The sequence below is a fragment of the Pseudomonas sp. genome (assembly GCF_037994325.1).
GTDB lineage: Bacteria > Pseudomonadota > Gammaproteobacteria > Pseudomonadales > Pseudomonadaceae > Aquipseudomonas.
Window position 1 is genome coordinate 1 of record NZ_JBBNAH010000408.1, and the last position, 14,486, is coordinate 14,486.

The 14,486-nt window shown below is 60.4% G+C and carries 10 protein-coding genes; 8 read left to right on the forward strand and 2 right to left on the reverse strand.

Going from position 1 to position 14,486, the window contains the following annotated elements:
• Positions 1 to 153: 153 nt before the first annotated feature.
• On the reverse strand, positions 154 to 1,500 hold the full coding sequence (gene pabB / locus AAAB16_RS13865; protein WP_340663842.1) for an aminodeoxychorismate synthase component I: 1,347 nt from the start codon (positions 1,498 to 1,500) through the stop codon (positions 154 to 156).
• A 163-nt stretch (positions 1,501 to 1,663) separates the two neighbouring features.
• On the opposite strand from pabB, the gene AAAB16_RS13870 reads away from it, so the two are divergent.
• The 8 genes from AAAB16_RS13870 (at position 1,664) to AAAB16_RS13905 (ending at position 14,026) form a co-directional block, all read left to right on the forward strand.
• Positions 1,664 to 4,375: a LuxR C-terminal-related transcriptional regulator gene (locus tag AAAB16_RS13870; RefSeq protein WP_340663843.1), complete on the forward strand. Its 2,712-nt coding sequence runs from the start codon at positions 1,664 to 1,666 to the stop codon at positions 4,373 to 4,375.
• Positions 4,372 to 7,104: a LuxR C-terminal-related transcriptional regulator gene (locus AAAB16_RS13875; protein ID WP_340663844.1), complete on the forward strand. Its 2,733-nt coding sequence runs from the start codon at positions 4,372 to 4,374 to the stop codon at positions 7,102 to 7,104. Before AAAB16_RS13870 ends, AAAB16_RS13875 begins: the two co-directional genes overlap by 4 nt.
• Positions 7,105 to 7,352: 248 nt before the next feature.
• Entirely contained in the window at positions 7,353 to 7,817 is a 465-nt protein-coding gene (locus AAAB16_RS13880) for a DUF6160 family protein (RefSeq protein ID WP_271196288.1), read from the forward strand.
• A 105-nt stretch (positions 7,818 to 7,922) separates the two neighbouring features.
• Positions 7,923 to 8,684 (forward strand): C39 family peptidase, encoded by a 762-nt coding sequence (locus tag AAAB16_RS13885; RefSeq protein ID WP_340663845.1) that lies wholly within the window; start codon positions 7,923 to 7,925, stop codon positions 8,682 to 8,684.
• 54 nt (positions 8,685 to 8,738) lie between these two features.
• The gene (locus AAAB16_RS13890) at positions 8,739 to 9,740 is read left to right on the forward strand and encodes a transporter (RefSeq protein ID WP_340663846.1); all 1,002 of its coding nucleotides are present in this window, start codon (positions 8,739 to 8,741) and stop codon (positions 9,738 to 9,740) included.
• Between the two features lie 19 nt (positions 9,741 to 9,759).
• Complete coding sequence (locus AAAB16_RS13895; protein ID WP_340663847.1) at positions 9,760 to 11,370, forward strand: outer membrane protein transport protein; 1,611 nt, start codon at positions 9,760 to 9,762, stop codon at positions 11,368 to 11,370.
• A gap of 9 nt (positions 11,371 to 11,379) precedes the next feature.
• Positions 11,380 to 12,537, forward strand: coding sequence for a MalM family protein (locus AAAB16_RS13900; protein ID WP_340663848.1), 1,158 nt, complete (start codon positions 11,380 to 11,382; stop codon positions 12,535 to 12,537).
• Positions 12,538 to 12,847: 310 nt separating this feature from the next.
• Positions 12,848 to 14,026 (forward strand): GGDEF domain-containing protein, encoded by a 1,179-nt coding sequence (locus AAAB16_RS13905; protein ID WP_340663849.1) that lies wholly within the window; start codon positions 12,848 to 12,850, stop codon positions 14,024 to 14,026.
• A gap of 113 nt (positions 14,027 to 14,139) precedes the next feature.
• Here AAAB16_RS13905 and AAAB16_RS13910 read toward each other — a convergent pair.
• A partial coding sequence (locus tag AAAB16_RS13910) for a carboxymuconolactone decarboxylase family protein (RefSeq protein ID WP_369335444.1) occupies positions 14,140 to 14,486 on the reverse strand: 347 nt, incomplete at its 5' end.

The following is a 14,486-nucleotide window of genomic DNA, read 5'->3' on the forward strand; positions in this document are numbered from 1 at the left end:
AGCAGCTTTCGTAGGTTGGGTTGAGCCGAAGGCGAAGCCCAACAGGCCGGCCGCAGGCCGGCGCGTATCGGTCCCGAGATAACCGATACGCAGCGAGACCGATACGCACCGTCCTACGGACGGTTTGTTGGGCTTCGCTGCGCTTAACCCAACCTACGAAAGCTGCTCCAAGGTCTTGAGCAATACGCTCACCTTGGTAATCGACTCGTTGTATTCCGCGCGCCATTGCGAGTCGGCCACAATCCCGCCGCCGCCCCAGCAGCTCACTTGGCCGTCTTTGATCAGTAAGCTGCGGATGGCGATGGAGCTGTCCATTTCCCCGCGCACATCCACGTACAGCAACGAGCCGCAGTAGATCGCGCGCTGGGTCGGTTCCAGCTCGTCGATGATTTGCATGGCGCGAATCTTTGGCGCGCCGGTAATCGAGCCGCCGGGGAAGCTGGTGGCGATCAGGTCGAAGGCGTCTTTGCCGGGCGCCAAGGTGCCCGTCACGCTGCTGACCAAGTGGTGCACGTTGGGGTAGGTCTCCAGGGCAAACAACTCCGGTACCCGCACCGAACCCGTGGCGCAACTGCGACCGAGGTCGTTGCGCAGCAGGTCGACAATCATCAGGTTTTCCGCGCGTTCTTTTTTGCTGGCGAGTAATTCGTCGGCCAGCGCTTGGTCTTCGGCGGGGGTTTGCCCGCGTGGCCGGGTGCCTTTGATTGGCCGGGTTTCCACCTGGCCTTGGTGCAGGCGCACGAAGCGTTCGGGGGAAAGGCTGACCACGGCTTCGTCCGCGCCTAATGCCACATAACCGGAAAATGGCGTAGGGCATGCCTGGCGCAGGGCTTTATAGGCCGACCATGGGTCGCCTTGGCAGGGCGCGCGAAAGCGCTGGGCGTAGTTCACTTGGTAGCAATCGCCGGCCTGGATATACGCCTGAATCCGCGCAAACGCCCCCTGGTACTGGGCTTCGCTAAGGTCGCCGGCAAAGTCCTCTAGCAGGCGAAATGGCTGCTCAGCCGGCGCCGTGCCCTGGCTAAACAGCTGCACCAGACGCTGACGCTCGTCATCTGCCAAGGCCGGGTGAAACAGCAGTTGGCTGGTGCCCTGCTGGTGATCGCTGATCAGCGCCCAGGCATACAAACCCAATTGCGCATCTGGCAAGTGCAGGTCATTCACGGCCTGAATCGGCAACGTCTCCAAACGCCGGCCGAAATCGTAGCTCAGGTAACCCATCAGCCCGCCAGCAAAGGGCAGCTCAACACCGGCCGGTAATAAAGCTTCGCCAAGCTGGGCCAGGCCGGCGCGCAGGCGCTGGATAAAGTCGTTGGCCGATTCGTCAGCGCCCGGTGCCAGCGCTGCCAATGGCCACGCGCTCATAAGGTCATAACGTGCACGCTGGGAAGAAGGCCGACCGCCGTCGAACAGCACCGCACCCGGCGCATGGCGGATGTGGGAAAAGTACTCAGAAGGGTCTGAGTGATAGGGCAAGGGGTGCAGCAAACAAGTAGGCATGGGCAGGGTCGAGCAGGCGCGGGCGCCGATTGTAGAGCGCCGCCAGCATTCATCCTAGAGCGCGTCAGTGGGTTTACTCGGAGATAGCGAGCTGATTAGTATGAACAGATCCCAAGGGTACGAAATTTCTTATCAGAATAATAATTTTCAAGGGATCCAGGTCATGGATGAAGTGCGAGATCCAGCCGCCGGTAGCCTGTCGCGTTCCAAGCTGCGACCACCGCAAGTACCCGCCGATTATTTGCCGCGCCCCCATGTGCTAGCCGCTCTGGCAGCTAACCCACATGCACGGCTGATATTGCTCTCGGCCCCCGCCGGTTTCGGCAAAACCACCGCCCTGGCCGCCATGGCGCAGAGCTACGCCGCCGCTGGCAATGCCGTGGCCTGGTTTTCCCTGAGCAGCGAGGACGACGACCCTTCGCGGTTTTTCCAACAACTGATTGAATCCCTGAGCGCGGCCATTCCCGGCCTTGGCGACGATGCCCTCGGCTATTTGCAAAACACCATGCGCGTGCCGGCTGCGGCGCTGATGGAAAGCCTGCTGGCCGACCTCGCCCAACGTGAACAACCGCTGTTGCTGGTGCTCGATGATTTGCACCTGGTGCACGACAACGAGCTGCTGGCCAGCCTGAACCGTTTAATCAAACTGGCCCCCGCAGGCTTTGTACTGGCCATCGGCAGCCGCTCTACGCCGGCGCTTAACCTGGCCACCTGGCGGGCCAAAGAGGTGCTGCTGGAAATCGGTGCGCCAGAACTGCGTATGAGCAAAGAGGAAACCCGCGAGTACCTTGACCGGGGCGGCCTGCATTTGGATGAAGTGGCCCTCGATGCGCTGCATGGCCACACCGAAGGCTGGGTTGTTGGCGTGCACCTGGCCAGCCTGTGGCTGCGCCACCATCCGCAAGCCTCGGAGCAAATGGCCGAGATGGGCGGTGACCAAGTGGCGGTCGGCGATTACCTGCTGCGCAGCGTCTTCGAGCAATTGTCGGCCGAGATGCAGGACGTGCTGCTGGCCTTAGGCGTTGCTACCCAGTTAAGCGGCGATCTGGCCAATGCTTTGACCGGCCGCCACGACGGCCAGCAATTGCTGGAAAAACTCGAAGCCATGCAGCTGTTTTTGCTGCCGCTGGATCGCGAGCGCCAGTGGTACCGCTTTCACAACCTGTTTGCCGACTTCCTCCGTTCGCGCCTGAAAGAACGCGACCCCGAGCGCCTCAGCCAACTGCATTTCAACGCCAGCCTGTGGTTTACCAACCACCATATGCAAAACCTGGCCATCGAACACGCCTGCCTGGCCGACGACCCGCAAATGCTTGCCGCCCTGGTGGATGGCTGCGGTCTCGAGCTGATCAACCGCGGCCAGCTCAATCTGATCTACCGCTGGCGCCAACGCGTGCCGGACGACATTGCCGAGCGCTTCCCGGTGCTGGTGCTGGCCGATGTCTGGAGCCGCGCCGCGGAACTGTCGCTGCCCGAAGCCAATGGCATGCTGGATGAGTTGCTGGCGCGCTGGGGCAAAAACAAAGCTGACGGCCCGCTAAGCGACAAGGCGCTGGCGATTCTGGCGATCAAAGCCGTGCTGGCGTTGCAGAAAGACGACCTTGATACCTGCGTGACCCTGGCCCGCAAGGTTGAAGCGCAGCTCGGTCAACACACCGCATTTCTGGAAGTGGCCATGCTGATCATCGGCGCCCTGGCCCTGGTCATGCTCGCTCAGCCCGAACAAGCCCGGCGCTTGTTGGCCTTGGCCCAGCAGCGCAAACACTTTCTTGAAGGCCGCTACCTGGATATGCAGTTGGCCAACGTGGAAATTCTGCTGTGTCTGGAGCAAGGCCAGGTCAAGCAGGCACAGTTGCTCTTCGATCAGTTGCGTACGCGGCTGATCCCCTGGTTTGGCGAGAAGTCCCGCGCGTTGGCGCTGCCGACTATCACCGAATCGCTGATCGCCTACCAGCAAGGGCGTTTCCTGACCCTGGAAGAAAACCTCGGCTGGGCACTCGGTAAGGTCGATGTGATCAACCCCATCGACCTCTACGCCCAAGCCATGCTTAGCCTGGCGCGCACCCAACGGATTCAGGAAAAACCCAAGGAGGCGCTGGCCAGCTTGGTGCTGATGCAAAACCTGGCGGCGCGCAATCATTCCTGGCGCTTCTACGCCCAGGCCGCAGGCGATGAAATAGCGCTGATCCTGCAAGAACCGGCCACTGACCGCATCAAGCGCGCCGAGGCTCGTTTCCAGGGCGTCGACTGGCCCAAGTTGGCGGCCCACTACAAAGCCATGAGTTTTAACCCGGTGCTGTGGGTGCCGGGGCTCACCCGTATTCGCTTGCAGCAGGCGCGCGCGCATTTCAGCGAGGCGCTGCATGAAATCACTCAACTGCGTGGCCAATTGCAAAACGGCTGGCATGGCCTGCAACGCCTGCGTCTGGATTTGCTCTCAGCGCTCAGCTACCAGCGCCTGGGTTATCAAGAGCGTGCGCAAACCTTGCTGGTGCAATGCCTGATCAGCGCCGAGCGTGAAGGTGTACGCAGCCTGTTTATCGAAGAAGGCGAGGGCATTCGCCTGTTGCTGCAAAACCTTGAAGCGGCTGAGCGTCAGCCGGCCCTGCAAGGTTTTATCCGCAGTGTGCTGGCGGTGTGGCCGGGGCAGGATGCGCGCAAGTCGCTGGAGGTGCTGGAAGAAGGCCTCACCGACCGCGAGCGCGACGTGGTGCTGCTAGCGGCCAAAGGTATGTCCAACGAAGAGATTGGCCAACAGCTGGCCCTGGCCCTGGGCACGGTGAAATGGCACCTGCACAACATTTACGAGAAGCTCAAAGTGCGCAACCGAACCCAAGCGATTCGCCGCGCCCGCGAACTGGGGTTGCTGCAATGACTACGCCAATCAACAGTTCGTTGGCCCATCTGCCGACCTTGCCGTTGCTGCGCACCAAGCTGTTTCCTGCGTCTGCTTCCGGCCGGCCACAGCTGCTTCGCGAAGCGCTGATCGACCGGCTGTACGCCTCGCGCTCGCAGCGTTTGGTCATTCTTAGCGCGCCGGCCGGCTTTGGTAAAAGTACGGTGCTGGCCCAATATCGCCAGCGCTTGCTGAGTACCAACGCGCGGGTGGCCTGGTTGTCTTGCGACGAAGCCGATAGCGAGCCGCAGCGCTTGCTGCAATACCTGGTGGCGGCAATTAATGCCGTGGCGCCGGGCTTTGGCAATAACACCGCCTCGTTGCTGCAAGGCGATGTGAGTTGGCCGCAGGAGGCGCTAATCGATGCCTTTCTGGCTGACCTCAAGCGTTTGGAAGGCGACGTGTACATCATGCTCGACGACTTCCACCGCATCCGCCACGCGGCCATGGGCCCAGCGGTGCGTTACCTGATTGAGCACCTGCCGACCACCGTGCACCTGCTGGCCAGCACCCGCTACCAGTCGCAACTGCTGGTCGAAGAGCCGTCGCTCAAGCCCTGGACGTTGTGGCTGAAAGCCGAAGACCTGCGCCTGAGTTTTGATGAAACCGCTGCGTATTTCCGCGAGGTTAAACAGCTGGTGCTCAGTCGCGACGAGCTGACCCTGCTGCAAAACCGTACCGAAGGTTGGATTACCGCGCTGCACTTGGCGGCGCTGGCCTTGGCTCGTCATCCCGACCGCGCGGCGTTTCTTGCCGGGCTGTCCGGCACCGAGCGCAATATCGCCGACTACCTGGCCGAAGATGTGGTCGCCAGCCTGCCCGATAGCCTGCAACTGTTCCTCGACCAAACCTCGGTGCTCGACGAATTCAACGCCGAGCTGTGCAACGCCCTGACCGGACGCCGCGATGGCTTGGACATGCTTATCCGTCTGCAAACCGAGCAGCTGTTTATCATCCCGCTGGACGAGCACGGCGAGTGGTTTCGCTACCACCATCTGTTCGCCGAATTCCTCCAAGGCCGCCTGGCCAAACATGGCGATGCCACCACCTTGCTGCATTCCGCCGCGCGCTGGTGCGAAAGCCACGATCTGCCGGACCGCTCCATCAAGTACGCCCTACGTGCCCGCGACTACGCCTTTGCCGCCGAACTGCTGGAGCGCCAAGGCGCCAAGCTGATCGCCAGCAACCGCGTGTACGGCATTCTCGCCATCCTTAAAAGCGTGCCCACTGATGTGATTCGTGAGCACCCGGTATTCCAGATTTTTTATGCCTGGCAGTTGGCCTTTGAACAGAAGTTTGCCGATGCCGAAGCGCTGATCGAGGAAGTCAGCAACCGCCTGCTACAAGGTCGTGGCGTTACGCTGCACTTTGCTTTGGTGGAATTGCTGGCGGCGGCCCAGGTGTTGAAGGCGCTGGTGCTGCTTTACCAAGACAAACTCGAAGCCTGCCTGAAAGTGGCCAAACATTGGCTGGGCATGGCGCCGGATAACCAGCCGGTGTTTCGTGTCAGCCTTTCTTGTGTGCAAGCGGCTGCCTACGCTTTGCTCGGTGAGTTTGGTGAGGCGGCCAAATCCATCGCCGTGGCCCGTGACAACCTGCGCCAGACCGAAAGCGAATACCTGCACGCCATGACCAGCCTGATCGAATCATTGATCTGCAAGGAAAGCGGCGAGCTGGAGCGCGGCCGGGCCTTGGCCGAAGCCGCACGCAGCCGGGTGGAGCGCGTGTTTGGTCGGCGCAGCCGCGTGGGTGGGCCGTTGGCCTTGGCCTATGCCGACCTGCTCTACGAACAAGACCGCCATGCGGCGATTCTTGCCGAGCTGCCGCTGGCCACTACGTGGCGCGATGTGGCGACGCCTACCGAGCTGATCAGCCGCGGCAAATTGGTCATGGCCCGCGCGCGCTTTTTTGCCGGCGAAACCGAACAAGGCTTGGCCCAGCTGGATGAATGGCTGGGTGAATTGCATGGCGCCGGTTACGAGCGCGTATTTGCCTTGGGCATGAGTTGCAAAGTGCAGTTTTTGCTGTGGATGCAACGGCCCAACGAAGCGGAGAGGGTGCTCTTGCAAATGCAGCAGCACTTGGCCGTTCTGCCGGCCGGGCGTTACCTGGATGCGGAAACTGCGCTGGCGCTTTCCGAAGGCCGCCTGGCCCTGTGTGAGCGCCGCGCCGACAAAGCGCAAGCCAGCCTTGAAGCCTGCTTGGCCAAACAAACCGCCGAGCATCAACGCGACCGCCGGCTGCGCTTATCGCTGTTACTTTCTGTGGCGTACTGGCGCAAAGGTAACAGCGAAAAAGCCTTCGCTTTATTGCAGCCAACCCTCGAAGACGCCTGGAATAGTGGCTACCGGCGCATCTTCCAAGACGACGCGTTATGGCTGCTGCCGCTCTGGGACGCCTGGCGCGCCGCCGAGCCAAAACGTGCAGCGCCTTGGCACGGCTTGGCCGAAACCTTGCGCGAACAATGCCGCCGCTTGGCCGTAGACCCTGAAAGTTTCAATGAAAATCAAGATGTTAGCCACCGCGAGCGGGAGATTTTGCGCTTTGTCGCGGCCGGGCTTTCCAACCGCGATATTGCCCAGGCGGTGCATTTGTCCGAGGCCACCATCAAGTGGCACCTGCATAACCTGTTCAATAAGTTGGGGGTGCGCAGCCGTACCCAAGCGGTGCTTAAAGGTAAGAGCATGGGGTTGCTGAGTGAGGCCTGAGGGTGGCGATGTGCTACCGCGCTCTGGCGCAGGCTATTGCTCCATCCCTTGGATGGGCTGGCAGCCACGCTGTAGCTCAGTACCTTTTGTCACAGGGCGGGAAGCATCAAGCTTCACGAATCCAGGTCTGCCGTCACCAGGACGGGCGCGGTAGACATGGGGATCGGCGTGAGTCGATCCAGTTGCCAGTAACAGGAGTGGCTGGCAACACCCGGGGATACCCACCTGTGATCTTGGAGATAAAAACAATGAAAAGCTTCAAACAACTCGCTCTTGCTGCAGCTGTACTGGCTGCACCCTTCATGGCTCAAGCTGACCTGCGCGCAATGGACGATTCCGCGCTGTCGAGCGTAACCGGCCAGGATGGGATCAGCATCTCCGGTAACTTCGGCGGCAGCGTCGGTAACGTTAAGTACTCCGACAACGACACCGGCGGCGGTAGCTTGAACATCACCAACGTTGGCTTCACCGGCTTCACCATTTCCGATGCCAACCCGCTGAAAATCGACGTGGTCACCACCTCCATCGGTGGTACCGATACTCAGCAACTGGCCATCAGCCTGCCCAACATGACCGGTACTGTGTCGGTTGGCGGCATCTACGTCGGCGGCACCTACGCCAACGGCGCCACCACTGGCGCTGCCAGCATTGGCTCGCTGGCAATCTCCGATATCAACATGGCGGGCACCACCGTCAAGGTATGGGGACACTGAGTTAGCAACACCCCTTGCTAACCCAAAAGCCTTATCGGTACGTGCCGGTAAGGCTTTTTCTCAGCTCGACACCTTCGAATAAGAGTCTTTGGAAAAGGACCGACCATGATCGAAATTCTTATCGGCAGCCTGCTCGGCGTGTTCGGTTTCACCGAAGCGGTGGACACCAAACCCCCCACCCAAGGCATGGTCAACCTGACCCAACAGCTGACCCCCGGCATGCCTATGCGCGAGTCGGTGACGCTGGAGCCGATGAGCCAATTGCAGTTTCGCAATGTGATCCGCCAGGCCTACGACTACAGCTGTGGTTCAGCGGCACTGACCACCATGCTCGACTACTTCCTCGGCCGTGACCTGCAAGAACGGCAAGTGATGGAAGGCCTGCTGCGCTACGGCGAGGCCGACAAGATTGTGGAACGGCGCGGTTTTTCCCTGCTGGACATGAAGCGTTTCGTCGCCGCCCTGGGCTACAAAAGCGGCGGTTTTCGCGCGGCGTTTTCTGACCTCGATGAACTCGAGCACCCGGCACTGGTGCCCATTGAGTACGCCGGCTTTAAGCACTTTGTGGTGGTGCGCGATGTGTACAACGAGCACGTATTTGTCGCCGACCCGGCGCTGGGCAATATCAGTTTTACCCGCGCGCGCTTTGAAGAAATCTGGGACCAGAACGTGTTGTTCGTGATTTACCCCAGCGGCCAGGAACCGAAAAACGCCATGGCCCTGACCGAGAAAGACCTGCGTTTGGTGGACGACCGCACTGTCAGCCTGTTGGCGTTTCGCGAGTTTCCACAGATCAGCAAATTCACCACCAATCAGGCCGACGAACTCGGCTCTGGCGGCGACATTCGCTACATCCGCCGCAAATAGTTTGTGTAGAAAACATCTGCCCGCATAACAAGAAAACAATTGGGGACTGGCGTCATGGGGATTAAGGGGTTGGCCGCTATGGCCATGCTGACGCTAACGCTGAGCGCGCCTGCCTGGAGCGATGAGCCTTCGGTGGATGACGCCCGCGAAGCCTTGAGCAAAAAAGACGACGATGCCGACAGCTCCAAAGCCTTGGCCGAAGTATTTCAGGCCGCCGAAAAGAGCTACACCTTGCTTAAGCAAGGCGAGCGTACGCTGACCTACGGCTTCGACTATTCGCTGCTGCGCGACACCCAGATCACCACCTACCGCACCGGCAACAACGTCTACAGCGTGATCGGCGAAAGTGAGGCGCAACACACCTTCACCAACTCGTTCACCTTTGACTACGGCGTGTGGGACAACCTGACCTTTAGCATGCGCATTCCCTTGGTGGCCAAGTACGACACCGAGCGCGACCTCAATGTTTATAGCCTCGGCGACTTGTCGGCCAGCCTGCGTTGGCAGCCGTGGGCCTCGCACCGTGGCAAGCCAGTCACCACCTTGTACGGCACCCTGGGTTTGCCCACCGGCACCAGCCCCTACGAGATCAATCCCGAGCACGATTTGTCCACCGGCAACGGTTTTTACAGCATCGGCGGCGGGGTCAACGTTTCCTACGTAATCGACCCGGTCGTGCTGTTCGGTTCGGTGGGTTACACCTACAATGTGCCGGCCAACGTCGACCAGGAACGTGGCGGCCGCCATCTGGAAAAAGTCGACCCCGGTTCGAGCATGTCGCTGAGCATGGGCTTTGCCTACGCGCTGTCGTATGACGTATCGCTGTCCACCTCTTACCAGATGGCGCAAACCTTCAAGCCCACCTACACGTTCTCCGACGCCACGCTGGAGGGCAATGAGCAAACCAGTGCGCTGATGAACTTTTCCCTGGGCTTGCGCACCTCACCGAATTACATCGTCAACATCAATGCCGGGTTCGGCATGACGGAAGACTCCCCGGATGTACTGCTGGGGGTGTCGATGCCATTGGATATTCAAGGCCTCAAGGCCCAATAACCCACACGAGCGAACCGTCATGACGATACGTATGTCGCCGCAGGTGTGGGCGCTTTCAGGGTTCTGCTGGCTGGCTGCCGGGCTTATGGCTGGCAACGCACAGGCGCAACTGGCCAACGACCTGACCATTGGCAACCCCAAAGCCATGGCCATGGGCAACGCGGTTACCGCCGACTCCACCGGCATCGACGCCGTGCACTACAACCCGGCGGCGCTGACCAAACTCAAAGGCCGGCAAAGCACCATCAAGCTGATCAGCGGGGTGATGGATATCCGCGCCAAATTCAAAGCCGGACCAAACTACGGCGATAACGCCCTGGGTTTTGATGACGACCCGGTAAAAAACAGCGGCAGCCGCACCCTCACACCCGTCATGTACTTACCGGGCCTGGGCGGCATGACCGAGTTACCAGCCTTGGTTGCACCGCTGGCCGGGGTGTCGATCAACCCGCCGGGTTCGAAATTTACCTTTGCCACCAATATTTATGCGCCGATGGCGCTGGGCTACTCGCGTGACTCCGACGATGACGCCGGGCGCTACCAAGGCCGCAAAGTAGCGCTGCAACGCATCACCTATTTCTCGCCGTCGGTGGGTTACCAGGCCAACGACACCCTGGCCTTGGGTTTGTCGGTCGGCTTCTCGCACCAGGCCATGGCCCTGAACCAGGATTTTCGTAACCCCGGCATGCTCACTGGCGTGGTGCGTATGCTTAACCAGGCTGTTTGTCAGCCGGGGATTAGCGACATTCTCAACCCCTTGATCAACGTTTGCGGCGGCAAGATTGGCCCCTACGACAGCCTGGCCAATATGGATCTGGACCTGCAACAAAGCCTGTCGCCGACCTACAACCTCGGTGTGCTTTGGGAGCCCACTGACTGGTTTGCCTGGGGCGCCACTTACCAAAGCGAGGCGCGTATGCACCTGCAAGGCAAATACCGCATTGACTACAGCGATCAGTGGCAAGGCTTTTGGTCCGGCTTGCAAAGTTCGGTGTTTGGCCAAGTGTTGAGCCCGTTGTTTCCCTACGGCAATGCGGATGAAGAGCGCGGCAACGCCTCGCTGAATATGGTGCTGCCGGACAACTTCAGCACCGGCATCAAGCTGCGCCCCTTTGATAAATGGCAGTTCAACTTCGACGCCAAATGGAGCGACTACAGCGACTGGAACAAATTTGAAATCGAGTTCGACCGCGAGCTGGACTTGCTGCGCATCGCCAAGATTTTCGGCGGCGGCAATGCCACCAACCACTCGATCATTCTCGACCGTGGTTACCAAGACACCTGGAGCTTTGCCGTCGGTGCCCAATACGACGTCAGCGACCGCCTGGCTCTGCGTGCCGGCTACGAATACCGCCCCTCGGCCATTCCCAAAGACAAAGCTGACGTGCTGGTGCCGATTGGCGACGCCAACCTTTACGGCCTGGGTTTTGGCTACCGCTGGGACCGCGACACCACCATCGACTTTGGCTTTAACTACTTCGTCTCCAAACAAAGCATTCCGGCCGGCACCAGCTGCAACGTCAACTGCACCGGCATCGACAACCTGGTGTACAACCCGTACGCCGACCTCGACATCAAAACCACGGTTAAGGCCTACATCATGGCCCTGACCTACACCTCGACTTTTTGAGGCTTGGCTATGCAGCGATCACTGGTGCTGGTGCTGTTACTGGCTAGCGCGGACGCCCAGGCGGCGCCCGGCAAATACCTGACCTGGGTCGACGACCAGGGGCGGGTGCACAACACCTTTGTCGACAACCACTACAGCGAACAACAACGCCAGGCCGCCAAACGCATCAGCCAAAGCGACCAGCAACGAATGCAAGAAAAAGCCAACCCAACCTGGCCCAGCGAGAAAAACAACGGCGAAAGCAAACGCCGCTACTTCACCTGGGTGGACGCCAGCGGCAACCTGCAAAACAGCTTTTACGCCGGTGCGCAGATCGCCGGCGCCAAGGCCGACAATCTATTGGCCAACGGCCAACACAGCAGCGACTACATCGACAGTGACGTACTGGAAGGGCGCAACTTCGCCCGCCCGGAAAACGGCAGCCCTTACTACACCTGGGTCGACGAACAAGGCCGTATGCGCAACTCAGCGGTCCCGGGGCAGGGCAGGGCAGAGCCCGTCAGCGCGCCCTCCAACGTGCGCTACAGCGAAGGCCGGCAAATCGAGTTCGGCAACAAAGGCGCCGTACTGCCCGCCCTCGACGGCCAACCCAGCGCCGCTATGCAAGCGTTGCTGGCCGGCAGTAAGGGCGAGGGCGATAACGAAGGGCTGTACCAAAACCTGGTGCAACAATGCTGCGGGCAACTGGCCGACAGCGACTTCACCGAACTGTCCAGCGACGAGCCGCGCTACGAAGAACTCAACCGCTATTCCCCCAGCTTCAACTTCCCCATGGGCAAGAGCTACTACGCCGCCATGAAACTGCCGGCCGCTGGGCGCACGTACGGCCTGCGTGTACGCAGTTTCGCCAACAAAAAAGTCGTCTACCCCTCGCTGCTGTTCCTCGACGAAGCCAAACGCCCAACTCGCCTGGTGAGCGATGCCGTGTACCAACTGCACGGCGAAACCTGGTACCGCTACGCCTTTATCGAAGGCACCGTGCCGGTAAAGGCCGCGGAAGGGGAGCGCTATGTACTGCTGCTCACCACCGACGAAGACAAACACCTGCAAACCCTGGACAACAAACCCTTCAAACGGCCGCTGCAAGACTTGGCCTTGGACGAAGCCGGCATGCAAAGCCACGCGCATACCGATGAGGGCGGCTTTGAGCTGGCGATTGTTAGGTAGCGCATAGACACGGTAAAGCTCCCCTCGCCCGCTTGCGGGAGAGGGGCTGGGGGAGAGGGCGGCGGGCAATGCGCTATTTGCTGCTGCACCAGCCCTCTCCAAAGGCAGAGGGGCCTGACCGGCGCGCTGCTAGGTGCGCCGGTCAGGCCGCCAATGCCCGCCTGCGCAAGCAATTGGCCACCCCGCGCCCGGCTCACCGATTGCCTTCCTGGGTTATAAACGACTAGGCTTTCGCGGTTGCAAATTGCCATGCCACATACGTAGCCTCACGGCTTGGCGGCGATTGCCGTCACCTCACCTGCGCGAACCCATGGTCACCACCGTCATTATCGGCATGCTCTGCGTGCACCTGCTGTGTTTCAGCCTGATGTTTTTGCTGATCAGCACACGGCTGAACGGCAAAAAAATGGGCATGGAAGTGTTTGCCGTCGGCAACCTTCTGTTGGGGCTCGCCTATATCTTGCAGTTACTCGGCGGCCCTGCGGGTTGGGGGGTGATGAGTGTGGTCAACCATACGTTGACGCTCTGCGCCCCGGTCGCCTACGTGCTGGGGGCCATGCGTTTTTTTGATCGGCCAACCGCCGTGTGGCGCCCGTTGCTAACCCTGGCGGCTGGTTACACGGTGCTGCAAGTGCTGGTGCAACTGAGCCTTGGCGATGCGGCACGTCATGCCTTGCTGGCAGGCGCGTGCGCCGTGCTTTTTCTTGGTATGGCGGCCGCATTGCTCTATGCCGGGCGCACAGTGGCCAAGGATGTTCAGGTAGAAATGGCGATGTTTGCGGTGTTGGTCGGCGGCATCTGCGCTCTGAATGCCGGCAAGTTTGTGATCATTCTTTCTGGCGGAATGGCGGCACTGGACCTGAGCACGACCTTTCAGAAAACCTTCTATATCTACATGTCCTTCCTGGCCACCGTGCTACCGCCTTGCGCCGTGTGGCTGGTACTGCGCCGTCTCACCGATGAGCTACGCGCCATGGCGGCCCATGATCCGCTTACCCGCCTGCTGAACCGACGTGGGCTGATGGAGCGCCTGGATGCCCATTTCCGCTCGCGCACGGCGGGGCCTGCGTACCTGCTGATCGTCGACATCGATCACTTCAAACGCATTAACGACACCTACGGCCACAACGTCGGTGATCTGGTACTGGGCCGCGTTGCCCAAGTGCTTAGCGCCACCGCCCGCCAAGGCGACCTTACCTGCCGGCTGGGCGGCGAGGAATTTGCCGTCGTCTGCGTCGACACCGACAGCGCCGGCGCCCTGCAACTGGCCGAACGCATGCGGGCTGCAATCGAACACAGCGAAGTGCCAGGCGACAGCGCCGAGCAACCCATCCGCTGCACCGCAACCATCGGCGTTTCGGCTGCATTCAGCACCACGCACGCATTTGACGACGCCATGCAGCAAGCCGATGCCGCGCTGTACCGCGGCAAAACGGCTGGGCGTAATTGTGTTCGGTGCGGTAGTGACGGGGCGGCTGTCAGCGTTTAGCCTGCCTACCCATGAATGGCTTGGGGTTGTTTATAAATATTGAGAGCGCAACCACGCAGCACAACCGATAAGCCGCGCGAACTCATAGGGTGTGCTGCGCGCACCAATGCACCCTACACGTCGTTCTGGCGAAACACTTCCTTAGCCGCCGTGAGACCATTCAAGGCCGCCGGAAACCCCGCATACACGGCCATTTGCATAATGGTTTCGACCACTTCGGCGCGGCTCACGCCGACGTTTAAGGCGCCTTGAATATGCACCTTCAATTGCGGGGCGGCGTTGCCCATGGCGGTAAGCGCGGCGACTACGGCGATTTCGCGGCTTTTTAGGTCCAGCCCTGGGCGTGAATAGATGTCGCCAAAGGGAAATTCGATCAGGTAGCGGGCGAAGTCGGGGGCGATGTCGCTGAGGCTGTCGATGACGCGTTCGCCGGCTTCACCATCAATTTCACGCAGTTTTT